Raw genomic sequence first — 22,461 nt, forward strand, 5'->3', positions numbered from 1 at the left:
GCCGGTGATCGGCGCGGTCGTGACGCTGAGAAAAAGTTGCACCGGGTCAGTAGCCGGGGCCGGTTCGCCGCCTGGTGGCGGGCTCGCTTGTCGCGTAACGTCCGACCTGCGGTTATGTCGGCAGGAGCGGAGGGCCCCGGCGATGCGATCGATGTGGAAGGGCTCGGTGTCGTTCGGGCTGGTCACGATTCCGATCAACCTGTACGCGGCCACCGAGAACAAGAACGTGTCGCTGCGCCAGGTGCACGTCACCGACGGCGGCCGGATCCAGTACAAGCGCTTCTGCACGATCGACGGCGAAGAGGTGCCCTACGCCGACATCGCGAAGGGCTACGAGACCGACGACGGCGGCATGGTGGTGCTCACCGACGAGGACCTGAAGGACCTGCCGCTGTCCAGCTCCAACGCCATCGACGTGCTGGAGTTCGTGCCGCTGGAGGCGATCGACCCGCTGCACTTCGACCGGCACTACTACCTCGAGCCGCAGAAGGCCGCGGTCAAGCCGTACGTGCTGCTGCGCGACGCGCTGCACAAGTCCGGGCACGTGGCGATCGCCAAGGTCGCCCTACGCCAGCGGGAGACGCTCGCGCTGCTGCGCGTGCACGCGGACGTCATGGTGATGACGACGATGCTGTGGCCGGACGAGGTGCGCACCCCCGACTTCGGATTCCTACGCGACGAGCTGCCGCAGGTGCGGCCGCAGGAGCTCAGCATGGCCGGCTCGCTCATCGACTCGCTGTCCGAGCCGGTGTTCGACCCGGACAAGTACACCGACTCCTACCGCGAGGCCCTGGAGGCGGTCATCGACGCCAAGGTCGCGGGCAGGAAGACCACGAAACCGGCGGGCCGCTCGCCGAAGACCGACGTCGTCGACCTCATGGCGGCGCTCGAGGCCAGCGTCAGCGAGGCGAAGAAGGCCCGCAAGCCGGCCAAGCGCACCCCCGCCAAGAAACCCGCTTCGACCTCGACGCGGAGCCGTCGCTCGCCCAAGAGCGCGTGACCCCACTCCGACACGCCGGGGCCCTCCTCCCACCTTCCGGTGAAGCGTGGTGGTACCAAGGTGCCGCAACGCCCATCCCCGGAAGGTGTCAGACATGGAGTGCCCCAGCTGCGCACGTGACCTCGACCACTGCCACGGCACCCTCGTCCTGCACGTCGACGCCACCGTCGAGTGCACCGAACCGGACTGCACCGACACCGACCTGGTGCGGCACAGCCTGACGGTCCGGTGCGAAGAGGTCGACGGCGAGTGCTTCTGCACGGCCGACTACGTCGTCGAGTACGCGCAGGCGTCCTGATCACCGCACCACGTTGACCAGCGGCTCGCCCCGGGCGAAGCGGGCCAGCTGCTGTTCGGCCAGCTTCTTCGCCCGCGGGTAGAACGAGTCGGAGCCGCCCGCCACGTGCGGGGTGATGATCGCTCCCGGCAACCGCCACAGCGGGTGCTCCGGCGGCAGCGGCTCCGGGTCGGCCACGTCCAGCGCGGCCCGCAGGCGGCCCGCCGCGACCTCCGCCGTCAGGGCCGCGGTGTCGATCGCGGTGCCCCGGCCGACGTTGACCACCAGCGCGCCGTCCGGCAGCGCCGCCAGTTCCCGGGCGCCGATGACGCCACGGGTGGCGGGGGTGCCGGGCAGCACCAGGATCACGATGCTCGCGTCCGGCAGCAGGTCCGGCAGCTCGCCGATGCCGTGCACGCCCTCGCGTGCGGTGCTCGCCACGCGCACGACGTCGGCCTCCCCGGCGACGAGGTACCGCTCGACGGCCTTGCCGATCGAGCCGTACCCGACGAGCAGCACGCGCTCGTCGGCCAGCGAACGGGTGTGCTCGCGGTCCCAGGAGCCGGTCTGCTGCTGCCGGAACCAACGCGGCAGATCGCGCTGGGCGGCCAGGACCAGCGCGAGCGCGTGCTCGGCAACGCTGAGGTCGTGCAGGCCGCGCCCGTTGGCCAGCGTGACACCCTCCGGGATCAGGGGCAGCAGGCTCTCCACCCCCGCGGACAGGGACTGCACGGCCTTGAGGGACGGCATCTCCGCGATCAGCTGCGGCGGTTCGGGGCCGCTGTCGTAGGGCAGCACGTAGAACTCGACGGCGGAGACGTCCGGCGGGGTGCCGGTGCCGTCGTAGACCGCGGCCTCGACACCGTCGGGGACGGCGATGTCGGGCCAGGGCAGCAGAACTCGAGGCGTCATGCGACCTTCCTCTTCGGCGGACGGACGGCGAACAGGACGAGGGCCGAGGCGGCCATCGTGCCCGCCAGCATCAGGAACGCCGCGGCGTCGGTGCCGGTGGCGGTGCGCAACCAGCCCACCAGATACGTGCCGAGGAAGCCACCCAGCGCGCCGGCGGCGTTGACCAGCGCGACGGCGACACCGGCGGTGCGGCGGGGCAGCAGCTCCGGGATCATCGCGAAGAACGGGCCGTAGGGTGCGTACATCGCGATCCCGGCGAGGACCAGCAGCGGGAACGACAGCCAGAAGGCGTCGTGCCCGGCCAGGTAGGAGCCGTAGAAGGTGACCGCGCCGCCGAACAGCGACGGCCAGACGTAGCGGATGCGCCGGGTCGTCCGGTCGGAGCTGCGCGAGTTGAGCAGCATCGCGACGACGGCGAACGCGTAGGGCACGGCCGAAAGCAAGCCGGTGGCACCGATACCGGCGGACGAGCCGGCCTTGACGATCGAGGGCAGCCAGAACACGAACCCGTAGACGCCGACGCTCCACAGCAGGTACTGCACGGCCAGGACCAGCACGGTGGGGGAGCGCAGCGCTTCGGCGAGGGGATGCCGGGTGCCGGTTTCGGCGAGCTCGGCCTGCTCGCCGGCGATCGCGGTGTCGACGGCCGCGCGCTCGGCCGCGTCGAGCCAGGGCGCGTCGGCGGGCCGGTCGCGCACCTGCGCGCGGAAGAAGAACGCCCAGATCAGGGCCGGGACGCCCTCGATGATGAACATGCCGCGCCAGCTGGTGGCCTCGATCAGGTAGCCCGAGGCGGCGGACAGCCACATGACGGTGACCGGGTTGCCCAGGATGAGGAAGGCGTTGGCGCGGCCGCGCTCGGCCTTGGTGAACCAGCGGGCGAGCAGGACGACGAGCGCGGGTAGTACGGCGGCTTCGACCGCGCCGAGCAGGAACCGGACGACGATCAGCAGCGTCACCGAGCTGAGCAGGCCCTGCAGGGTGGCGAGCGCGCCCCAGGCGAGGACCGACCAGAAGATCAGGTCGCGCACGCTGCGGCGGTCGGCGTAGAGCACGCCCGGCACCTGCAGCAGGAAGTAGCCGGCGAAGAACGAGGCCCCGATGAGGCCCGATGTCGAACTCGTGATGCCCAGGTCCTCGGCCATGCCACCGGCCGCGGCGATCGAGAAGTTCGAGCGGTCGAGGTAGGCGAGGCTGTAGGTGACGAAGACGATCGGGATCAGGCGCAGCCAGCGCTGTCTGCCGAGCGTCGTCGTCCCGGCCAGTGGCGGGCTCTCCATGGCGGCCTCCTTGCCGTGCTTTCCGTGATGTGGAAAGCTATTCCGTATTGTGGTGCCCGGAGAGTGTGGAGTGTTGACCGGACGACGTCAAGGGGCCGTGCATGGCTGACATGGTGGGCAAGGCACTGCGGGTGCTGTCCCTGCTCGGGGAGCACCCGGACGGCGTGGGGTTGTCCGAGCTGGCCCGCCGGGCGGGCTACCCGGTGAGCACGACCCACCGGTTGCTGAGTTCCTTGCAGGACCAGGGTTTCGCGCGCAGCGACCCGGGGTCGAAGCGGTACGTGCTGGGGTTGCGGCTGTTCGAGCTGGGGCAGCGGGTGTCGCACGCGCGGGGTTTCGCGGGGGTGGCGTTGCCGGTGCTGCGGTCGTTGACCGAGCAGACGGGCGAGCCGACGCTGATGGCGGTGCTGGACGGGCATGAGCAGGTCTACGTGCATTCGGTGCACGGGCCGCGGCAGATCCAGATCCGGGGTGAGCCCGGCCGCCGGGGGCCGCTGCACTGCACGTCGATGGGCAAGTGCCTGGTGGCGTTCTCGCCGCGGCGGGAGGAGCTGGTCTCGGAGCTCGAGCTGGCGCCGCTCGCGCCGCGGACGATCACCGCGCGGGACGAGTTCGCGCGAGAGGTCGAATCGGTGCGCGCGCGGGGCTACGCGGTGGCCGACGAGGAGCACGAGCCGGGGATCCGGGCCGTCGGAGTGCCCGTGCTGGGGCCCGACGGGTTCGCGATCGCCGCCCTGTCCACCGCGGCGCCGGCGTACCGGATGAGCATGGGTGAGCTGGAGGCCTTCGTGCCGGCCCTCCGCGCCGCGGCGCGTGAGCTGGGCGCCGTGCTGCCTCGTTGACGTTGGGCCCTGGTTGTGGTGCGGGGCTTCGCCGGCGGTGCGGTCTCGGGCGCTTCGGCGCCGGGTCTCCGGTGGGGCGCGCCGTGCGTCGTGCGCCTTGTTGGGGCGGGCGTGGGGGGTCGGCGAGTTCGACCGTGGTGGCCGGGGTCGCCCAGGCCGTAATCAGCTGTGCCTTCGCACGTCGCGGCCCAGGTTCGCCCGGCCTCAATGCGACGAGCCACCTCGGGCAGGGCCGCACCAGAACCGGCCATCTGCCGCGGACCGGCGCGGTCCACGGGCACCCGGCGGTGCGCGGGCGCGCGGACAACCGGTTGAAGGGCCCGCGCCCCGGTTGACTACCCTGGTCACACCGTGTTGCAACCTTGAGGAGCACCCCAGTGATCACCAGGATGTCGTCGTTGTTCCTTCGCACCCTGCGTGAGGATCCGGCGGACGCCGAGGTTCCCAGCCACAAGCTGCTGGTGCGCGCCGGCTACGTGCGGCGGGTCGCGCCGGGCGGGTACTCCTGGCTGCCGCTGGGCCTGCGGGTGCTGCGCAACATCGAGAAGGTCGTCCGCGAGGAGATGGACGCGATCGGCGGGCAGGAGATCCTGTTCCCCGCGCTGCTCCCGCGCGAGCCCTACGAGGCGACCGGCCGCTGGACCGAGTACGGCGACGCGCTGTTCCGCCTCAAGGACCGCAAGGGCGCCGACTACCTCCTGGGCCCGACGCACGAAGAGCTGTTCGCCCTCACCGTGAAGGGCGAGTACAGCTCGTACAAGGACTTCCCGGTCATCCTGTACCAGGTCCAAACCAAGTACCGCGACGAGGCGCGCCCCCGGGCGGGCATCCTGCGCGGCCGCGAGTTCGTGATGAAGGACTCCTACTCCTTCGACCTCGACGACGAGGGCCTGTCGCGCTCCTACCAGCTGCACCGCGACGCCTACATCCGGATCTTCGACCGGCTGGGCCTGGAGTACGTGATCGTCGCGGCCACGTCGGGCGCGATGGGCGGTTCGGCGTCCGAGGAGTTCCTCGCCGTCGCCGAGACCGGTGAGGACACCTACGTCCGCAGCACGGGTTCGGACTACGCCGCGAACGTCGAGGCCGTGGTCACGCCTCCGCCGCCCGAGCAGTCCGTCGAGGACAAGCCCGAGGCGCAGGTGCACCACACGCCGAACACGCCGACCATCCAGACGCTGGTCGACTTCCTCAACACCCGGACCGATCTGGGCCGCACCTTCACCGCGGCGGACACGCTGAAGAACGTGATGGTGAAGGTCCGCCAGCCGGGGGAGAAGGACTGGCAGATCGTCGGCATCGGCATCCCCGGTGACCGCGAGGTCGACCCGAAGCGGCTGGAAGCCTCGCTGGAGCCGGCCGAGGTCGCGCTGCTCGAGGAGGCCGACTTCGCCGCCAACCCGTTCCTCGTCAAGGGCTACATCGGTCCGAAGGCGTTGCAGGACAACGGGATCCGCTACCTGGTCGACCCGCGGGTGGTCACCGGCACGGCGTGGGTGACCGGTGCGGACAAGGCCGACCACCACGTCGTCGACCTCGTCGCCGGCCGTGACTTCCGTCCGGACGGGTTCGTCGAGGCCGCCGAGGTGCGAGAGGGCGACGCGTCGCCGGACGGCCGGGGCACCCTGGTCGCGGCGCGCGGCATCGAGATCGGGCACATCTTCCAGCTGGGCCGCAAGTACACCGACGCGTTCCAGGTGGACGCGCTGGGCGCCGACTCGAAGCCGGTCCGCATCACGATGGGCTCCTACGGCGTCGGCGTGTCGCGCCTGGTGGCCGTGATCGCCGAGCAGAGCCACGACGAGCTGGGCCTGGTGTGGCCGCGCGAGGTGGCGCCGTACGACGTGCACGTCGTGATCGCGGGCAAGGACGAGTCGATCGCGGCGGGTGCGGAGAAGCTGGCCGCCGACCTGGACGCGGCCGGGGTGCAGGTCCTGCTGGACGACCGGAAGGCCACGCCGGGCGTCAAGTTCGCCGACGCGGAGCTGGTCGGGGTGCCGACGATCCTGGTGGTGGGCCGCGGCCTGGCGAAGGGCGTGGTCGAGGTGAAGGACCGCAAGTCGGGCGAACGCGAGGAGATCGCGGTCGACGCGGTGGTCGACCACCTGGTGAAGCTCATCCGCGGCTGAGACAGCTTTCGCGGAACCGGCCCGGCGCGGGATGGCGCCGGGCCGTTCCTGTCTGATCAGCAGGGCCGCCCGGCGACAACCGTTCACGGCGAGCGCTGGGTGCTGTCGGCCCGCGCGGTGGTTGAGGCGCCGCGGTCGTCGGGAGTGGCGAAGCGGCCTCAGCCGAACACCGCGGCCAGCACCCGGTCGGTGTCGCTGAGATCGCGCAGCACCACGTGCGCCCCGGCCTCGCGCAACGCCGCCGAGTCGAAGCGGCCCGTCGCGACCCCCACCGCCACCGCGCCGTGCGCGCGGGCCGCGTCGATGTCGTGGGGCGTGTCGCCCACGACGATCACCGACGTGGGCTCGAACGGCGTCCCGTGCGCGGCCTGCGCCCGGTCCACCGCGTACGCCACCAGGTCCGGCCGGTGCGCGGACAGGTCGCCGTAGCCGCCGATCTCGAAGTCCAGGTGCGTGTGCAGCCCGAACGCGGACAGCTTGTGCCACGCGATCTCCCGCAGGTTCCCCGTCACCAGCGACTGCAGCGCCCCGCCCGCGCCCGCCACCGCGGCCAGCGCCGCCGCGGCGCCCGGGAGCGCCAGACCCCGCTTGCCGAGCTCGGGCAGGGCCAGCTCCGACACCGCCGTCAGCGCCGCCCACATCTTCCGGATCAGGTCCTCGGTCGGCTCGATTCCGTGCAGGGTCAGCACCTCGGCGGTGATCGCCCGTTCCGTCCGGCCGAAGAAGTCCGGCATCCCGGTCATCGCGACACCGGTCACCTCCTCGAGCACCTGCCGGTACCAGCCCCGGCCGGCTCCGCGCAGGTCGATGAGCGTCTGGTCGATGTCCCACAGCACCAGCCGGTGCGCACTGCTCGTCACGTCCGCCGACGCTACCAACACCGTTATTCATCACGCGTTGACTTCTGTCGCCGAACCGGTCTACCCTCTGAATTCAACGGAGGAAGAATTAAACCGGAGGTCCCCATGGCCGGAACATCCCGAAGGCCCGCGGCCGGGCTCGCGGCCCTGGCCGGCGCGCTGATCGCGGTGGTGCTCGGACTGCTCACGGTCGGCGTGCAGGCCTCGGTCGAGCCGCACGGACTACCCGTCGCGGTCGCGGTGCCCGACAACGGCCCGCCGCAGCTGAAAGCCGCCGCGCAACGCGTCTTGACCCAGGGCGGCGAGGCGTTGAGCTGGCGCGTCACCTCGCCGGGGGAAGGCCGGCGGCTGCTGGCGGACAAGGACGTCTACGGCGTCCTGGACCTGAGCCCCGGACAGGTCGGCGTCGTGGTCTCCGGCGCCATCAACCCGAGCGGCACCCAGGTCGTGCAGCAGGCCCTGACCGGAGCCGGGCAGGCTCTGGCGGCCGCGATGGCACAGGCGACCGGCACGGCCGCGCCCCCGGTGCGCGTCGAGACCCTGCACCCGGCGACCCCCGCGGGCCGGATCGCGCCGCTCGCGGTCAGCGTCCTCGCCTGGATCGGCGCCCTCGCCGCGGGCGCGCTGCTCGTCGTCCTCAGCGAACGCGCCGGCCGGCGAGTCGGCCCGGCGGCCCGGCTCACCCAGGTCGCCACCACCGCCGTGCTGATCACCGGTGTCGCCGCCGGCTTCCTCGCGCTGTGGGACTCGTCGCTGCCGCTGGGATGGGACGTGCTCGGCTTCATCCTGCTGACCGCGGCGGCGTTCGCGTCCGTGCAGGCCGCCCTGCTGCGGCTGCTGGGCATCCGGGCGATGGCGATCCTCGGGCCGTTGTACCTGCTCGCGCCGAACGTCGCCGGGCAGGTGCCGGAGCTGCTGAACCCGGCCTACCGGATCCTGCTGTGGTCGTGGACGCCGTTCCGGTTCTCCACCGAGGGCACCCGCAGCCTGCTGCAGGGCACGCCGGGCGCGCCGGATGTCACCACCGGCATCTGGGTGCTCGGCGCGATGCTGGTGGCCGGGCTCGTGGTGGCCCTCTGGCCTCCGCGCGCGAAGCGGCCCGAGCCCGTGACAACGCCGGAGCTTCAGCCGGCGAGGTAGCTGAACCGCACGTGCCGCACCGGGTTGTCGATGTTGGTGTCCACCAGGCAGATCGACTGCCAGGTGCCCAATGCCGGCGACCCGCCCAGCACCGGCACGCTCGCGTACGGCGGCACCAGCGCGGGCAGCACGTGGTCGCGTCCGTGGCCCTTGCTGCCGTGCTGGTGCCGCCACCGGCTGTCCCGCGGCAGCAGCTCGTCCAGCGCGGTGAGCAGGTCGTCGTCGCTGCCCGCACCGGTCTCCAGGATCGCCAGGCCCGCGGTGGCGTGCGGCACGAAGACGTGCAGCAGCCCGTCGGCCGCCTCCGCCTCCGCCAGGAACGCCCCGGCCTCCTTGGTCAGGTCGTGCACGACGGCACGGCCGCCGGTGTTCACCTCGATCTCCTTGGAGTACATGCCTCCCACCGTAAGCGTCCCAACGGGTGGTACGCGAAATAGCGCGCGCCACCCGTTCGCTGGAGTGGGTGGAGGCGAAAGGAGCGAGGCATGCATCTCGCGGTGGCACTGGAGGGCGCGGGCTGGCACCCGGCCGCGTGGCGGGAGCCGGACGCGCGCCCGGACGAGCTGTTCCGCCCGCGGTACTGGGGCGACCTGGTGATCGAGGCCGAACGCGGCCTCCTGGACTTCGTGACGATCGAGGACTCCCTGGGCGCGCCACGGGACGGGCGCACCGACCGGGTGGACGGGCGCCTGGACGCGGTGCTGGTCGCGTCCCGCGTCGCGCCGCTGACCCGGCACATCGGGTTCCTGCCGACCGCGGTCGCCACGCACACCGAGCCGTTCCACCTGTCCAAGGCGATCGCCACGCTCGACTACGTCTCGTCCGGCCGCGGCGGCGTCCGGGTCCGGATCGCGAGCAGCGCCGAGGACGCGAAGCACTTCGGCCGCCGCGAGTTCCCGGTACCCCTGCCCGACCTGGCCGAGGAGGCCGGCGACTGGGTGGAGGTGGTGCGGCGGCTGTGGGACAGCTGGGAGGACGACGCCGAGATCCGCGACGTCGCCACCGGCCGGTTCATCGACCGCGACAAGCTGCACTACATCGACTTCGCCGGCCGGTTCTTCAGCGTCAAGGGCCCGTCGATCACGCCGCGCCCGCCGCAGGGACAGCCGCCGGTCGCGGTGCTCTCGCACATCACCGAGATCCACCGCCTCGCCGCGCGCTCGTCGGACCTCGTGTTCGTCACCCCGCACGACAGCGACGAGGCGCGGGCTCTGTCCGCGGAGATCCACGGGTTGCGGCCGGACCTGCTCGTCTTCGGTGACGTCGTGGTGTTCCTCGACGAGACCGAGCGCGCCGCCCGCGACCGCAGGGCACGCCTGGACGATCGCGCCGAGTACGCCCCGGACGCCCTGATCTTCACCGGTACCCCCGCCCAGCTGGCCGACCACTTGCTGGCCTGGCGCGACGCCGGGTTGTCCGGCTTCCGGCTGCGGCCGGCCGCCCTGCCGCACGACCTGACCGCCATCACCCGCGGGCTGGTGCCCGAACTGCAGCAGCGCGGCGGATTCCGCCGCGAGTACGAGGCCACCACGCTGCGGGGCCTGCTCGGACTCGAGCGCCCCGCGAACCGGTACGCAGGAGCGATGCGATGAAGCAGATCCACCTCGCCGCGCACTTCCCCGGCGTCAACAACACCACGGTGTGGAGCGACCCGCGGGCCGGCAGCCACATCGAGTTCTCCTCGTTCGTGCACCTCGCGCAGACCGCCGAGCGCGCGAAGTTCGACTTCTTCTTCCTCGCCGAGGGGCTGCGGCTGCGCGAGCACGCGGGCGAGATCTACGACCTCGACGTGGTGGGCCGCCCGGACACCTTCACCGTGCTGGCCGCGCTCGCCGCCGTCACCGACCGGCTCGGCCTGACCGGCACGATCAACTCGACGTTCAACGAGCCCTACGAGGTCGCCCGCCAGTTCGCCAGCCTCGACCACCTGTCCGAGGGGCGCGCCGGGTGGAACGTGGTGACCTCGTGGGACGCGTTCACCGGCGAGAACTTCCGCCGCGGTGGTTACCTGCCCGAGGAGCAGCGCTACCAGCGCGCGAAGCTGTTCCTCCAGACGGCGTTCGAGCTGTTCGACTCCTGGGGCGACGACGACATCGCCGCGGACAAGGAGTCCGGCGTGTTCCTGCGCAACCCGCGCGCGGGGACGTTCGAGCACCGCGACGCGCAGTTCGACATCGCCGGCCGGTTCAACGTGCCGCGCGGGCCGCAGGGCAGGCCGGTGATCCTGCAGGCCGGTGACTCGGACGAGGGGCGCGAGTTCGCCGCGGCGACGGCCGACGCCATCTTCACCCGCCACGGCACGCTCGAGGCGGGGCAGAAGTTCTACGCCGACGTGAAACGCCGGATGGCCGCGTACGGGCGCGAGCCGCACCAGCTGCTGGTGCTGCCCGCGGCGACGTTCGTGCTCGGCGACACCGACGCCGAGGCCGAAGAGCTGGCGAACGTCGTGCGGTACCAGCAGGTCAGCGGCCAGACCGCGATCAAGTTCCTCGAGCAGGTGTGGAACCGCGACCTGTCCGGCTACGACCCGGAGGGCCCGCTGCCCGACGTCGAACCGGTCGTCGGCTCGGGGCAGCTGGCGAAGGGGCGCGCGCAGACCCGCATGTACCGGGATCCGGTGGCGACGGTGCGGGAGTGGCGCGAGCTGGCGGAGGCGAAGAAGCTGTCGATCCGCGATCTGGTGGTGGAGGTCAGCGGGCGGCAGACGTTCGTCGGCGCCCCGGGGACCGTCGCCGAGGCGATCAACACCTACGTACAGGAGGACGCGAGCGACGGGTTCATCCTGGTCCCGCACGTCACGCCCGGCGGGCTGGACCCGTTCGCGGACAAGGTGGTGCCACTGCTGCAGGAACGGGGCGTGTTCCGCACCGAGTACAGCGGCACCACGCTGCGGGACCACCTCGGTGTCGGGTAGCGGGCCCCGCGGCGGCGCCGTGTGGCACCGCCGCGGCCCGCGCGCCGGGGTGGGGGCGGTACCGGTGCTGGTCAGCTGCCCGCCGCGGAGAACACCACGGGCGGCGCCTTGCGCACCGGCCTGCGGGGCGCCTTCTCCGCCGCGGTGACCTTCTTCGCGGCCGGCTTCTTGGCGCTGGTGTTCTCGGCGGCCGGCTTCGTGGTGGTGCCGTTCTCCGTGGCCGGCTTCGGCGTGGCCGTGCTCGGGGTGGCGTTGTTCGCGGTGGCGGTGTTCTCGGCGGCCGCTGCCGGAGTGGCCGGCTTCGCCTTGGCGCGCGAGGACTTCGTGGCCGTCTTGGCTTCGGTGCCCGCGGCGCCGGCCTTCGCGGTCGCCTTGGCCTGGCTCTTCGTCGCCGTCTTCCGGCTCGCGGCGGCGGCCGGCTTCGTGCCGGACTTCGCGGCGGTCGCCTTGGCGCCGGTGGCCTGTGCGGTAGCGGTCTTGGCAGCAGCCGCCTTGGTGCCGGTGGACCGGGTGGCCGCCGTCTTGGCCGTGGCGGTCTTGGCGCCGCCGGACTTGGCGGTGGCGGTCTTGGCGCCGGTGGCCTTGGCCGCAGCCGTCTTCGCACCGCCCGGCTTCGCGCCGGCAGCCTTGGCGCCGGCGGAGCCGGCCTTCCCCGTCGCCTTGCCAGCCGACTTCGCGCCGGCCTCGGTCTGCCGTCCGGCGGTCCGGGCGGCGCTCTTCGCGCTCACCCGCTTGCCGGTGGCCGCCGCAGCGCTCGTGGTCCCGGCCGGCTTCGCGGCGCGGGTGCGTTTCGCCTCGGCGCCGGCCGAGCGGGTGGACCGCGCCGGGGCAGCCTTCTGATCCGCGGTTTTCGCCGTGGTGGCAGGGGTTTTGGCCCGGCGGGCGCGCTTCGGCGGGGTCAGGCGGCGCGGCGGGCGCTTGCGGCCACCCGTGCGGCGCCCCGCCCGGACGTAGGTGCCCAGCAGTTCACGCAGGCCGTCCGCGTTCGAGTCGGAGAGGTCGATGTCGTACTCGACGCCGTCCAGCCCGAACCGCACCGTCTCCGCGGCCGGTTCGCCGTTCAGGTCGTCCAGTAGTTCCACCGCGGTGTTCTTCGCCACCGATTACCTCCAGTACTCACGAGTCGCGTGCCGAGAATACCCGTCCCACTTGCGCTGGGCGCCGGGCTGGTGTGCGCTGTGCCCATGTCCGAGGAGACTTTTGACGTCATCGTGATCGGTGGCGGACCGGTGGGGGAGAACGCGGCGGACCGGGCGGTCAAGGGCGGCCTGTCCGCGGCGCTGGTCGAGCAGGAGCGGTTCGGGGGCGAGTGCTCGTACTGGGCTTGCATCCCGAGCAAAGCGTTGCTGCGACCGGGAAACGCGCTCGCGGCGGCACGCCGCCTGCCCGGCGTGCCGGTGGGCGGCGCCCTCGACCCGGTGAAGGTGTTCGAGCGCCGCGACGCCTTCACCAGCAAGGGCGACGACAGCGGTCAGGTCGAGTGGGCCCGCGGTGCCGGCATCGAAACCATCCGCGGCCGCGCCCGCATCACCGGTGAGCGCGAGATCACTGTGGACGGCGGCCGGGTGCTGCGCGCGCGGCACGCTGTGGTGGTCTGTACCGGTAGCGTGCCGAAGACCCCGCCGATCCCGGGACTGGACGAGGTGCCGACCTGGGGTTCCCGCGACGCCACGGCCGGCAGCACGGTGCCCGGACGGCTCGCGGTGGTCGGCGGCGGCGTGGTCGGCGTCGAGATGGCGCAGGCGTGGGCCCGCTTCGGTGCGCAGGTCGATCTGATCATCACCGGTCCGCGCCCGTTGCCGCGGTACCCGGACTTCGCCGGTGACGCCGTGGCCGAGGGGCTGCGCGCGGACGGCGTCCGGGTGCACGCGAACTCCGGCCTCGAGCGTGCCTCCGAAGTGGACGGTGCGGCCCGGCTGGAGCTCACCGGCGGCCAGGTTCTCACGGCCGACGAGGTGCTGGTGGCCACCGGGCGGCGGCCCGCGACCGACGACCTCGGGCTGGAGGTCGTGGGCCTCGCGCCCGGTAAGCCGCTCACCGTCGACGACAGCGGGCTGGTGTCCGAAGTGGACGGCGAATGGCTGTACGCGGCGGGCGACGTCACCGGCCGGGCGCTGCTGACGCACCAGGGCAAGTACGCGGCCCGCGTGGTGGGCGACGTGATCGCCGCCCGCGCGGCCGGCAAGCCGGTGGACACCCGCCCGTGGGGCAAGCACAGCAGCACCGCGGACCACTACGCGGTACCGCAGGTCGTGTTCACCGACCCGGAGGTCGCCGCGGTGGGGCTGACCGAGCCGGAACCCGGCGCGCCGCACCGGGTGGTGGACATCGACATCGCGGTGGCCGGGTCGTCGCTGCACGCCGACGGCTACGCGGGCAAGGCCAGGATGATCGTCGACACCGAGCGGGAGGTGCTGGTCGGCGTCACGTTCGTCGGCCAGGACGTCGCCGAGCTGCTGCACTCAGCGACGGTCGCCGTCGCGGGCGAGGTGCCGGTCGGGCGGTTGTGGCACGCGGTCCCGTCGTTCCCCACGATCAGCGAGGTGTGGCTGCGGCTGCTCGAGGAGTACGGCCTCTGATTTTCCCTTGCCCGCCAGCGCGGGAGTGATCGATGCTGCGCTCGTGCCCAGTGATCGTGAACTGTCCCTGCCGGACGGCCGCACCCTCGCCTGGTCCTCGACCGCACCCGCGGACGGCACGCCCGTGCTGTTCCTCGCCGGTGCCGCCACCGGCCGTTCGATGACCTTCGGCTCGGCACATCTCGCCGAGCTCGGCGTCCGGCTGGTGACGGTGGACCGTCCCGGTCTGGGCGGCTCGACGCACGATCCGCGGCGGTCGGCCGGTTCGACCGCCGCGGACCTCGCGTGCCTGGTCGCGCGGCTCGGCGGTGCGGTCCCGGTGGTGGCGAACTCGCAGGCCGCGGTGTTCGGGCTCGCGCTCGCGGAGCGAGGGGACGCGGCGCGGCTGTTGCTGGTGTCCCCGGCGGACGAGGTCGCTGATCCCCGGGTCTTCGCACGCTTGCCCGCGTCCGTGCGGCAGGTCGTGACGATGGTCCGCGACGACCCCGCCGCGGCGCGGGCGCTCTTCGCCGCGCTCGGCCCCGAGGGCCTGGAACGGATGGTGGTCGACGGCGCCGGCCAGGCCGACCGTGCGGTGTACACCGACCCGGCCTTCCTGGCCGCGTTCCGCGCCGCACTGGCCGAGGGGTTCGCCAACGACGGCGCGGGTTACGCGACCGACACGGTCCTCGCGATGACGAGGTGGCCGCTGGACTGGCCGAGCATCCGGACACCGGTCGAGGTGTGGTTCGGCGAGGCGGACCGCACCCATTCGCCGGACCTGGGGGAGTTGCTGACGTCGCGCATCCCCGGCGCCGTGCGCCGTGTCGTGGCCGGAGCCGGTGGGGCTCTCCTCTGGACCCACGCGAAGGACGTCCTCGTCGCGGCACTGGCCGGGGGTTAGGAGATCCGCACGCCCAGCGCGGCGCCCGCGGCGCGGAGGAGAGCGGGGTCGTCCGGGGTGGACCGGCCGTCCAGGTAGGCGGCGAGGACGAGCCGGACGGCCGCGGCCGAGATGGCGCTCTGGTAGGCGGCCCCGTCGAGGTCCGGTTCGCGGGTCCACTGGTGGGTCTCGGTCGCCAGATCGGTGATCCCGCCGCTGCCCGGGGTGTCGGCGAGCTGCTTGAACGCGGCGGCCTGCTGCTCGTCGGCGAAGGTGAGGACGGCGACGGACACCGCGACGGCGCGGCCGTCCACGAGCGCCTCGAAGCTGCCGCGTTCCATGCCCGCGCAGCCGCTGACCTGCAGGCGCGCCTGGAGGTCGCCGTAGGCGCGGGCGGCGCAGGTGCGTTCGGTGCCGGAGGCGCGCTTGGTGAACTCGACGCCCGCCACGGCCTCGCGCGCCGGGGCGACCGCGGTCGTGGCGGTGGGCGGGGCGGTCGCCGGTTCGTCGTCCCCACCGGTGACCGTCAGCACGACCACGGCGACCACCAGCACGAACACCACGGCGATCACGGCGACCGGCCGCCACGGGACCGGCGTCGGCGCGGGCGGCTTCCGGACCGGTGCGGCGGTGGAGACCCGCGGGACCGGCATGGTCACTTCGGCGGGCGGGACGAGCGGGGGAACCCGGGCCGGTTCCGGCGGGCGCTGCCGCCGGGCGCGTGGTTTCACCGGCCGCAGCTTCTCGGTGGCCGACTCCTCGGTCGCGGTGAAGCCTTCCGCGGCGAGGATGTCGCCGGTGAGGCCGGCGTCCGGCGCGAGCTTGCCGATCAGTGCGTGGGCCTGGGCCGGGGTGCACGGCCACGGTGCCGGGGTGAGCGAGGCGAACGCGGCCAGCAGGCTGTTCTGCGTCGGGAACAGGACCCGGACGTGGCCGGCGAGGTCGGGCGCCGGCTGTTCGATCTCCTCGACGAACGGGCCGACGGCGATGATCGTGGCGATCGGCACGTGCTCGGGGACGTCCGGGCGGAGCCGTTCGGTGACGGCGTCGGCGAGCGCGAGGGCGTCCGTGGCGGGGTTGGGGGCCGGGCCGTCGGCGACCAGGGGCCAGCCGTCGGCCTTCCACTGGCCGGCGAGGGGGGCCTCGAGGCGGATGGCCGGGTCCGGCAGGTCGACGCCGATGACGACGAGCACGAGCCGGGGCAGGACGACGATCGCCTCGACCGGCGGCCGGCCCGGCAGGGGCCGCGCCCCGGCGAGCGCGATGCCGCCCGCGAACTCGTCACCGCGCCCGAGCGCGGCGAGCGCGGCCCGCACGTCCGCGGCGACCCGCGAGGGTTGTGGTTCCAGGCGGATCAGCCGCACCCCGCACCTCCCCGGTCGTGTCCGCGTGCGGCCATACGCTAGCGCGCAGGGCGGCTCGCGCCACTCGATGGTGTGAAAATCACCCGCCGCTGCTGCCGGTTCGGTGATGTACGGTGATCGCCGTCACCCGTCCGCGCGGGTCCCGGGGTGGTCGGTCGCGGGTGATCGCCCGGGTGGGACTTCTGAGGTTCCTGTGGCGAAATGCCACGGAGGGGGTGCACAATATGGTCACGTCAAGGAGGCGCACGGCAGGCGGTGCCGGTGCTCGCGAGGTCGTAGGGGAAGACGCCCCTCGTCGAGTAGCGGAGGTCAGCAGTGAGCACCCGTGGCGTGGTTTACGTCCACTCGTCGCCGTCTGCGGTGTGCCCGCACGTCGAGTGGGCGATTTCGGGCACCCTGGGTACCCGAGTGGATCTGAAGTGGACGGCGCAGCCCGCCGCCCCGGGGCAGCTTCGTGCCGAGTGCACGTGGAGCGCGCCCGCCGGAACCGGCGCCAAGCTGGCGTCCGGTCTGAAGGCGTGGCCGATGCTGCGCTTCGAGGTGACCGAGGAGCCGAGCACCGGCGTCGACGGTGAGCGGTTCTGCTACGTGCCCGGGCTGGGCCTGTGGCGCGGCCGGACGAGCGCCAACGGAGACATCGTCGTGGGTGAGGACCAGTTGCGGACCCTGGTCGCGACGTGCCGCGCGGCGGAGCAGCTGGCGCACCGGCTGGACGAACTGCTGGCCTCCAGCTGGGACGAGGCACTCGAGCCGTTCCGGCACGCGGGGGACGGGGCGCCCGTGACCTGGCTGCACCGAGTCGGGTGAGGATCGGGTTCTTGGGGGTCTTCGGCAGGTTTTGCTGATGGGCCTTTGGTGGGTTCGCCGGTGGGTCCTTTGGTGGGTTCGCTGATGCGCCTTTGGTGGGCTTGCTGGTGGGTTCTTCGCTGGGTTAGGTGGGGTCCTTCGGTCGGAGCGCTGGCGGTTCTTTGGCGCGGTTCGCCAGTGGCTCGTTCGGCGGGGTTCGCCGGTCGGTTCTTCGGCGGATTCGCTTGGATGCCTGTGGCGGGTTAGCCGGGGGTCGTTCGGCTTCGCTGGCGGGCTTCTTGGTGGTTCGCCGGTGCGGTCTTTGGCGGGTTCCCTGATGGCTGAGGTCTGCCGGGCCGGCCGACTGCCCGTCTTTCGCGGCGGCGGCATACTCCGCTTGAACGCGCGCGAGATGCACTTCGTGCCGTTGCCAGTGGCGCCTGCGCGTGGGGGTGCGTCGTGTGCCGTGAACGGGTCGTTCGGGCGTTTGCGAGTGGCGGCCTCGCGTGGTCCCCAGTGGTGGCTGGGCGCGGGGGCCGGTGGTGGGGCGTTGAATGGTCCGTTCACGCCTGCGTGAGCGGCGCCTTCGCGTGGTCGCCAGTGGCGGCTGTGCGTCGCGGCCGGTGGTGGGGCGATGAACGGTCCATTCACGCCCCCGCGAGAGGCACATCGGCTCGGACACGACTGGCACCGGCGCTCGAGGGACGCAGGCGCACCAATGAATGGACCGTTCATGCCCCCGCGAGAGGCACATCGGCTCGGACACGACTGGCACCGGCGCTCGAGGGACGCAGGCGCACCAATGAATGGACCGTTCATGCCCCCGCGAGAGGCACGTTCGCGCCCTCCCCGACGGCGCCCGCCGACCGGGCCATGCCTCGTTTCGGTCCCACACCGGCCCAACCCTGTTGATCACGCACAGCGAACTACGCACAGCACCTCGTTGCCGTCCCGCACCGGGCCGATCGTGTTGATCACGCACGGCGAGCCACGCACAGCCAGCCATGCACCGCGAACCACGCACAGCGCCTCATTGCCGTCCCACCCCGGGCCGACCATGCCAACCACCCACCGCAAACCCCGCACAGCCAACCACGCACATCGCTCCACGCACAGCCAGCCGAGTAGCAGCACGATCGCGCCCAGCGCTCGATGGTCACCCGCATGAGGCTCTCGTCCTACCGCAAAAGAGGGGCCCCAACACGCCTCCGACGTGGCACAGCGCTCCGTAACGATCACTACTACGCTGCCGATGTGACAGCCATGTCGGCGCCCCCCGTTGCGCGGCCGCGCTGGCTCGCGCCGGTCGTCATCGTCGTGGTGTCGATCATGGTCGGTGGCGGGCTGCTGGCCCGCGAGCTCTACCGGCTCCCCGAGACGACCCCGGACGCGATCCTCGCCCAGTCATCCGCTGCCCGGCCCCTCGAACAGCAACCCGGCCCCGGCACCGTCGAGCTCACCCCGGACGCCGCGGCCCACCCGCAGAACGCCGCGGTCCGCACGCTGCTGCAGTCCTACTTCGACGCCATCAACAACCGCGACTACGACCTGTGGAAAACGGCCGTCACGCGCGAGCGCTCCCAGGCCAAACCGCGCAGCACGTGGCTCGCCGACTACAGCACCACCCGCGACGGCAGCATCCTCGTCTACCGCATCGACGCGGTCAACGACAAGGAAATGCGCGTCCTGGTCGGGTTCACCAGCACCCAGGACCAGAAGTCCGCCCCGGCCGAGCTCCCCGAACCCTGCGTGCACTGGCGGCTCGTCCTGCCGGTGACACTCGAATCCTCGGCGTGGAAGGTCGACACCGTCACCGGCTCCAACACACCCGAACTGTCCCGCTGCTGACCACGAAGAAACGGACCCCGGCGCCCGCGAAACGGGGGCCGGGGTCCGGACAGCCCGAACTCACTCGCCGGTGAACAGCAGCGCCGTGTTGTGCCCGCCGAAACCGAACGAGTTGCTCATCGCCGCGGTCAGCTCCACCTTGCGCGGCTCACCCGCCACCACGTCGAGCCCGACCTTCGGGTCCAGGTTCTCCAGGTTCAGCGTCGGCGGCACCAGCCCGTGGTAGATCGACAGCAGCGTGAGGATGCCCTCGACCGCCCCGGCGCCACCCACCAGGTGACCCAGGGCCGACTTCGGCGCGGTCACCACCGGGTGCTCGCCGACGGCCTTGCGGATCGCGTTGGCCTCGCCGATGTCGCCGACCACCGTGGACGTCGCGTGCGCGTTCACGTGCCCCACGTCGGCCGAGGTGAGACCCGCCATCGTCATCGCGTTGGCCATCGCGGCGATCTGGCCGATGCCCTCCGGGTGGTTGCCCGTGATGTGGTGCGCGTCCGACGTGATGCCGTACCCCGCCAGGCGACCGTAGATCCGCGCGCCGCGGGCCTTGGCCCGGTCGGCCCGCTCCAGCACGACCACACCCGCGCCCTCACCGAGCACGAACCCGTCGCGATCGGTGTCGAACGGGCGCGACGCCCGCTCCGGCTCGTCGTTGCGAGTCGACACGGTCCGGGCCTGGGCGAACCCGGCCACGGTGATCGGGTGGATGCACGACTCCGCACCGCCCGCCACCACGACGTCGGCCCGGCCGTTCTGGATCATCTGGTAGCCGTTGGCGATCCCCTCGGCACCGGAGGCACACGCCGAAACCGGCGAGTGCACCCCGGCCCGGGCCTTGAGGTCGATCCCGACGTGCGCGGCCGGCCCGTTCGGCATCAGCATCGGCACGGTCAGCGGCGAGACCTTGCGGATGCCTTCCTGCTCGAGCAGGTCGTCCATCGCCAGCAGCGTCAGCGGCCCGCCGATGCCGGTGCCGATGGACACGCCGAGCCGCTCCGGGTCGACGTCGGTGCGCTCGTCGGACGGCTGCTCGAAACCGGCGTCGGCCCACGCCTGCCGGGCGGCGATGAGCGCGATCTGCTCACACCGGTCCAGCCGGCGCGCCTGCACGCGCGGCAGCTTCTCCGCCGGATCCTCGGCGAGCGTGGCGCCGATCTTGACCGGCAGGTCGAACCGCTCGACCCAGTCGGCCTCGATCCGCCGGATGCCGCTGCGGCCGGCGAGCAAGCCCTCCCACGTGGACGCGACGTCCCCGCCGAGTGGCGTCGTCGCGCCGATCCCGGTGATCACGACGTCGATGTTGCTCATGAGGAGTCTCCCCGAGGTTCGGACGAAGATGTATCAGCTCGTTACTTGGCGTTGGCGGACACGTAGTCCACCGCGTCGCCCACGGTCTTGAGGTTGGCCAGCTCGTCGTCCGGGATCTTGACCCCGAACTTGTCCTCGGCCTGCACCGCGATCTCCACCATCGACAGCGAGTCGATGTCCAGGTCGTCGACGAAGGACTTCTCCAGGCTCACGTCGTCCTGCGCGACACCCGCGACCTCCTCGACGATCTCGGCGAGGCCGCTGAGGATCTCCTGCTTGTCCGCCACGGTGGTGTTTCCTTTCTGAGGGGTTGATACCGGCAGGCCCGCGCCTGCCGGCGATAGTGGTATCACGGGCAGATGACGACCTGTCCGGCGTAGGACAGGCCCGCACCGAATCCAACCATCAGCACCACGTCACCCGATTTGACGGTGCCCGCTTTCCGCATGTGGTCCAGCGCCATCGGGATCGACGCGGACGAGGTGTTGCCGGAGTGCACGATGTCGTCGGCGACGACGAGGTCCTCCCGCGCGCCCTTCGCCTTGAGGCGCTTGGCGATCGCGTCCACGATGCGCAGGTTCGCCTGGTGCGGGATGAGCACGTCGACGTCCGACAGCTGCAGCCCGGCCAGCTCGACCGCCCGCATCGCGATCGGTGCGATCTGCGTGGTCGCCCATCGGAAGACCGACTGGCCCTCCTGGTAGATGTAGCGGTGCTCGCGCATGTAGATGGTGTCGACGAGGTCGCCCGCGCTGCCCCACGCGACGGGCCCGATGCCGGGCTCCTCGGACGGACCGACCACGGCCGCGCCCGAGCCGTCGGCGAAGATGATCGCGTTGGCGCGGTCCACCGGGTCGACCACGTCGGTCAGCTTCTCCGCGCCGATCACCAGCACCTTGCCCGCCGAGCCGGCACGCACCAGGTCGGAGGCGACGCCGAGGCCGTAGCAGAACCCGGCGCACGCGGCGTTGAGGTCGAACGCGCCGGCCGCCTTGATCCCGATGCGGTCGGCCACCTGGCCCGCGGCGTTCGGGATGGGCGAGGGCATCGTGCAGTTCGGCACGATCACGGTGTCCACTTCGGCCGGTTCGAGGCCCGCGTCGGCCAGCGCCGCGTGACCCGCCTTGACGGCCATGTCGACCAGCAGCTCGTCCTTTTCGGCGAAGCGGCGCTCGACGATGCCGACCCGCTCGCGGATCCACTGGTCGTTGGTGTCCATGATCTGAGACAGGTCGTCGTTGGTGACGACGCGGTCCGGCTGGTAGCTGCCGACGCCGAGGATTCGCGTGGCGGCCGGTCCCTGCTTCTGGTGCAACACCGGGCTCACAGGATCTCCTTCGCGGCGGGCAGGTCGGCGGGGGTCTTCAACGCGACGGTCTGCGTGACGGTGCCCTTGAGCTGGCGCTTGACCAGCCCGGTGAGCGTGCCGGCCGGCGGCAGCTCGACCGTGGAGGTCACGCCCAGTTCGACGAGACCGTCCATCGTCAGGTCCCAGCGCACCGGGCGGGTCACCTGCTTGACCAGGCGCTCCAGGTACTCGGCGCCGCTGGTGACGACGGTGCCGTCGGCGTTGGACAGCAGCGGGCGCACCGGGTCCTTCGGCGTGATCGACGCGGCGTGCGCGCGCAGGGCCTCCTCGGCGGGGGCCATGTAGCGGGTGTGGAAGGCGCCGGCGACCTTGAGCTGCCGGACCTTCGTGCCCTCCAGCGGCTCCGCGACGATGCGCTCGATCGCGTCGGCCGCGCCCGAGGCGACGATCTGGCCGGCGCCGTTGCGGTTGGCCGCGGTCAGGCCCTGGCCCTCCAGCCACGCGACGACCTCGTCCGGGTCGCCCAGCATCACGGCGGCCATCGAGGTCGGTTCGATCGCGCACGCCTTGGCCATCTCCGCGCCGCGGACCGCGGCCAGCGCCACGGCCTCCTCGGCGGTGAGCACCCCGGCCGCGGCGGCGGCCGCGAGCTCGCCGACGGAGTGCCCGGCGACGGGCGCGTCGTGCGGGACGTCGCCGAGGGCGTCGAAGGCCAGCAGCGAGAGCGCGACGATCAGCGGCTGCGTGATCGCGGTGTCCTGGATCGTCTCGGCGTCGGCCTCGGTCCCGAGGTGGACCAGGTCGAGCCCGGTGCGCTCGGACCAGCGCGCGAGCTTGTCGCGGGTGCCGTCGAGTTCGAGCCACGGGGAGAACATGCCGGGCGCTTGGGAGCCCTGTCCGGGAGCGAGCACTGCTGTCACGCCTCTAGGGAACATCCTGCTCCGGCGTGGCCGGGATGCCGCCGGTCACCAAGTCCGAGCGGCGATCTTGTAGAGGGCCTACAAAAATGCCGCCCGCGGGCCCCCGTCCAGCGCTGATGTGTTGTCGATTC

At 72.2% G+C, this 22,461-nt stretch carries 21 protein-coding genes; 11 read left to right on the forward strand and 10 right to left on the reverse strand.

Annotated elements, in window-relative coordinates:
- Window positions 1–142: 142 nt before the first annotated feature.
- Window positions 143–1,000: a non-homologous end joining protein Ku gene (gene ku, locus FB470_RS18935; protein WP_306993321.1), complete on the forward strand. Its 858-nt coding sequence runs from the start codon at window positions 143–145 to the stop codon at window positions 998–1,000.
- 94 nt (window positions 1,001–1,094) lie between these two features.
- Window positions 1,095–1,298 (forward strand): hypothetical protein, encoded by a 204-nt coding sequence (locus FB470_RS18940; protein WP_306993323.1) that lies wholly within the window; start codon window positions 1,095–1,097, stop codon window positions 1,296–1,298.
- Here FB470_RS18940 and FB470_RS18945 read toward each other — a convergent pair whose 3' ends face one another.
- Both FB470_RS18945 and FB470_RS18950 read right to left on the reverse strand, forming a co-directional pair.
- On the reverse strand, window positions 1,299–2,189 hold the full coding sequence (locus tag FB470_RS18945; RefSeq protein WP_306993325.1) for a 2-hydroxyacid dehydrogenase: 891 nt from the start codon (window positions 2,187–2,189) through the stop codon (window positions 1,299–1,301).
- On the reverse strand, window positions 2,186–3,469 hold the full coding sequence (locus FB470_RS18950) for an MFS transporter (RefSeq protein ID WP_306993327.1): 1,284 nt from the start codon (window positions 3,467–3,469) through the stop codon (window positions 2,186–2,188). The genes FB470_RS18945 and FB470_RS18950 overlap by 4 nt, the downstream gene beginning before the upstream one ends.
- A gap of 101 nt (window positions 3,470–3,570) precedes the next feature.
- On the opposite strand from FB470_RS18950, the gene FB470_RS18955 reads away from it, so the two are divergent.
- Both FB470_RS18955 and FB470_RS18960 read left to right on the forward strand, forming a co-directional pair.
- Complete coding sequence (locus FB470_RS18955; protein ID WP_306993329.1) at window positions 3,571–4,311, forward strand: IclR family transcriptional regulator; 741 nt, start codon at window positions 3,571–3,573, stop codon at window positions 4,309–4,311.
- 377 nt (window positions 4,312–4,688) lie between these two features.
- Window positions 4,689–6,440 (forward strand): proline--tRNA ligase, encoded by a 1,752-nt coding sequence (locus FB470_RS18960; protein WP_306993331.1) that lies wholly within the window; start codon window positions 4,689–4,691, stop codon window positions 6,438–6,440.
- 158 nt (window positions 6,441–6,598) lie between these two features.
- On the opposite strand, the gene FB470_RS18965 is transcribed toward FB470_RS18960, so the two are convergent.
- Entirely contained in the window at window positions 6,599–7,300 is a 702-nt protein-coding gene (locus tag FB470_RS18965) for an HAD family hydrolase (protein WP_306993333.1), read from the reverse strand.
- 105 nt (window positions 7,301–7,405) lie between these two features.
- Between FB470_RS18965 and FB470_RS18970 the strand changes: the two genes are divergently transcribed.
- Complete coding sequence (locus FB470_RS18970) at window positions 7,406–8,440, forward strand: ABC transporter permease (RefSeq protein WP_370876498.1); 1,035 nt, start codon at window positions 7,406–7,408, stop codon at window positions 8,438–8,440.
- On the opposite strand, the gene FB470_RS18975 is transcribed toward FB470_RS18970, so the two are convergent.
- Window positions 8,425–8,835 carry a secondary thiamine-phosphate synthase enzyme YjbQ gene (locus FB470_RS18975; protein WP_306999358.1) on the reverse strand — a complete coding sequence of 137 codons (411 nt, stop codon included), beginning with the start codon at window positions 8,833–8,835 and terminating at the stop codon, window positions 8,425–8,427. The genes FB470_RS18970 and FB470_RS18975 overlap by 16 nt on opposite strands.
- Window positions 8,836–8,925: 90 nt before the next feature.
- Between FB470_RS18975 and FB470_RS18980 the strand changes: the two genes are divergently transcribed.
- On the forward strand, window positions 8,926–10,032 hold the full coding sequence (locus FB470_RS18980; RefSeq protein ID WP_306993334.1) for an LLM class flavin-dependent oxidoreductase: 1,107 nt from the start codon (window positions 8,926–8,928) through the stop codon (window positions 10,030–10,032).
- Window positions 10,029–11,354 carry an NtaA/DmoA family FMN-dependent monooxygenase gene (locus FB470_RS18985; protein WP_306993336.1) on the forward strand — a complete coding sequence of 442 codons (1,326 nt, stop codon included), beginning with the start codon at window positions 10,029–10,031 and terminating at the stop codon, window positions 11,352–11,354. Before FB470_RS18980 ends, FB470_RS18985 begins: the two co-directional genes overlap by 4 nt.
- Before the next feature lie 71 nt (window positions 11,355–11,425).
- On the opposite strand, the gene FB470_RS18990 is transcribed toward FB470_RS18985, so the two are convergent.
- Window positions 11,426–12,454 (reverse strand): histone-like nucleoid-structuring protein Lsr2, encoded by a 1,029-nt coding sequence (locus tag FB470_RS18990; RefSeq protein ID WP_306993339.1) that lies wholly within the window; start codon window positions 12,452–12,454, stop codon window positions 11,426–11,428.
- 84 nt (window positions 12,455–12,538) lie between these two features.
- On the opposite strand from FB470_RS18990, the gene FB470_RS18995 reads away from it, so the two are divergent.
- Window positions 12,539–13,933, forward strand: coding sequence for a dihydrolipoyl dehydrogenase family protein (locus FB470_RS18995; RefSeq protein WP_306993340.1), 1,395 nt, complete (start codon window positions 12,539–12,541; stop codon window positions 13,931–13,933).
- Between the two features lie 43 nt (window positions 13,934–13,976).
- Entirely contained in the window at window positions 13,977–14,816 is an 840-nt protein-coding gene (locus FB470_RS19000) for an alpha/beta fold hydrolase (protein WP_306993342.1), read from the forward strand.
- On the opposite strand, the gene FB470_RS19005 is transcribed toward FB470_RS19000, so the two are convergent.
- Window positions 14,813–16,159: a hypothetical protein gene (locus tag FB470_RS19005; protein ID WP_306993343.1), complete on the reverse strand. Its 1,347-nt coding sequence runs from the start codon at window positions 16,157–16,159 to the stop codon at window positions 14,813–14,815. The genes FB470_RS19000 and FB470_RS19005 overlap by 4 nt on opposite strands.
- Window positions 16,160–16,474: 315 nt before the next feature.
- Between FB470_RS19005 and FB470_RS19010 the strand changes: the two genes are divergently transcribed.
- A complete protein-coding gene (locus FB470_RS19010) occupies window positions 16,475–16,966 on the forward strand; it encodes a DUF3145 domain-containing protein (RefSeq protein ID WP_306993344.1) in 492 nt (163 codons plus the stop codon).
- 1,242 nt (window positions 16,967–18,208) lie between these two features.
- Complete coding sequence (locus FB470_RS19015) at window positions 18,209–18,793, forward strand: hypothetical protein (protein WP_306999360.1); 585 nt, start codon at window positions 18,209–18,211, stop codon at window positions 18,791–18,793.
- Between the two features lie 60 nt (window positions 18,794–18,853).
- On the opposite strand, the gene FB470_RS19020 is transcribed toward FB470_RS19015, so the two are convergent.
- The 4 genes from FB470_RS19020 to FB470_RS19035 form a co-directional block, all read right to left on the reverse strand.
- Complete coding sequence (locus FB470_RS19020; RefSeq protein WP_306993346.1) at window positions 18,854–20,101, reverse strand: beta-ketoacyl-[acyl-carrier-protein] synthase family protein; 1,248 nt, start codon at window positions 20,099–20,101, stop codon at window positions 18,854–18,856.
- A gap of 41 nt (window positions 20,102–20,142) precedes the next feature.
- Window positions 20,143–20,388, reverse strand: coding sequence for an acyl carrier protein (locus FB470_RS19025; protein WP_306993348.1), 246 nt, complete (start codon window positions 20,386–20,388; stop codon window positions 20,143–20,145).
- A gap of 62 nt (window positions 20,389–20,450) precedes the next feature.
- A complete protein-coding gene (locus FB470_RS19030; protein WP_306993350.1) occupies window positions 20,451–21,428 on the reverse strand; it encodes a beta-ketoacyl-ACP synthase III in 978 nt (325 codons plus the stop codon).
- Complete coding sequence (locus FB470_RS19035) at window positions 21,425–22,345, reverse strand: ACP S-malonyltransferase (protein WP_306993351.1); 921 nt, start codon at window positions 22,343–22,345, stop codon at window positions 21,425–21,427. Before FB470_RS19035 ends, FB470_RS19030 begins: the two co-directional genes overlap by 4 nt.
- Between the last annotated feature and the right edge of the window lie 116 nt (window positions 22,346–22,461).

The organism is Amycolatopsis thermophila (assembly GCF_030814215.1).
Taxonomy (GTDB): Bacteria; Actinomycetota; Actinomycetes; order Mycobacteriales; family Pseudonocardiaceae; genus Amycolatopsis_E; species Amycolatopsis_E thermophila.

What these genes read in the sequence shown, in the direction of transcription:
- ku (WP_306993321.1), top strand. Translation starts at nt 143, where the DNA reads ATGCGATCGATGTGGAAGGGCTCGGTGTCGTTCGGGCTGGTCACGATT.
- FB470_RS18940 (WP_306993323.1), top strand. Translation starts at nt 1,095, where the DNA reads ATGGAGTGCCCCAGCTGCGCACGTGACCTCGACCACTGCCACGGCACC.
- FB470_RS18945 (WP_306993325.1), bottom strand. Translation starts at nt 2,189, where the DNA reads ATGACGCCTCGAGTTCTGCTGCCCTGGCCCGACATCGCCGTCCCCGAC.
- FB470_RS18950 (WP_306993327.1), bottom strand. Translation starts at nt 3,469, where the DNA reads ATGGAGAGCCCGCCACTGGCCGGGACGACGACGCTCGGCAGACAGCGC.
- FB470_RS18955 (WP_306993329.1), top strand. Translation starts at nt 3,571, where the DNA reads ATGGCTGACATGGTGGGCAAGGCACTGCGGGTGCTGTCCCTGCTCGGG.
- FB470_RS18970 (WP_370876498.1), top strand. Translation starts at nt 7,406, where the DNA reads ATGGCCGGAACATCCCGAAGGCCCGCGGCCGGGCTCGCGGCCCTGGCC.
- FB470_RS18975 (WP_306999358.1), bottom strand. Translation starts at nt 8,835, where the DNA reads ATGTACTCCAAGGAGATCGAGGTGAACACCGGCGGCCGTGCCGTCGTG.
- FB470_RS18980 (WP_306993334.1), top strand. Translation starts at nt 8,926, where the DNA reads ATGCATCTCGCGGTGGCACTGGAGGGCGCGGGCTGGCACCCGGCCGCG.
- FB470_RS18985 (WP_306993336.1), top strand. Translation starts at nt 10,029, where the DNA reads ATGAAGCAGATCCACCTCGCCGCGCACTTCCCCGGCGTCAACAACACC.
- FB470_RS18995 (WP_306993340.1), top strand. Translation starts at nt 12,539, where the DNA reads ATGTCCGAGGAGACTTTTGACGTCATCGTGATCGGTGGCGGACCGGTG.
- FB470_RS19015 (WP_306999360.1), top strand. Translation starts at nt 18,209, where the DNA reads ATGTCGGCGCCCCCCGTTGCGCGGCCGCGCTGGCTCGCGCCGGTCGTC.
- FB470_RS19020 (WP_306993346.1), bottom strand. Translation starts at nt 20,101, where the DNA reads ATGAGCAACATCGACGTCGTGATCACCGGGATCGGCGCGACGACGCCA.
- FB470_RS19035 (WP_306993351.1), bottom strand. Translation starts at nt 22,345, where the DNA reads ATGTTCCCTAGAGGCGTGACAGCAGTGCTCGCTCCCGGACAGGGCTCC.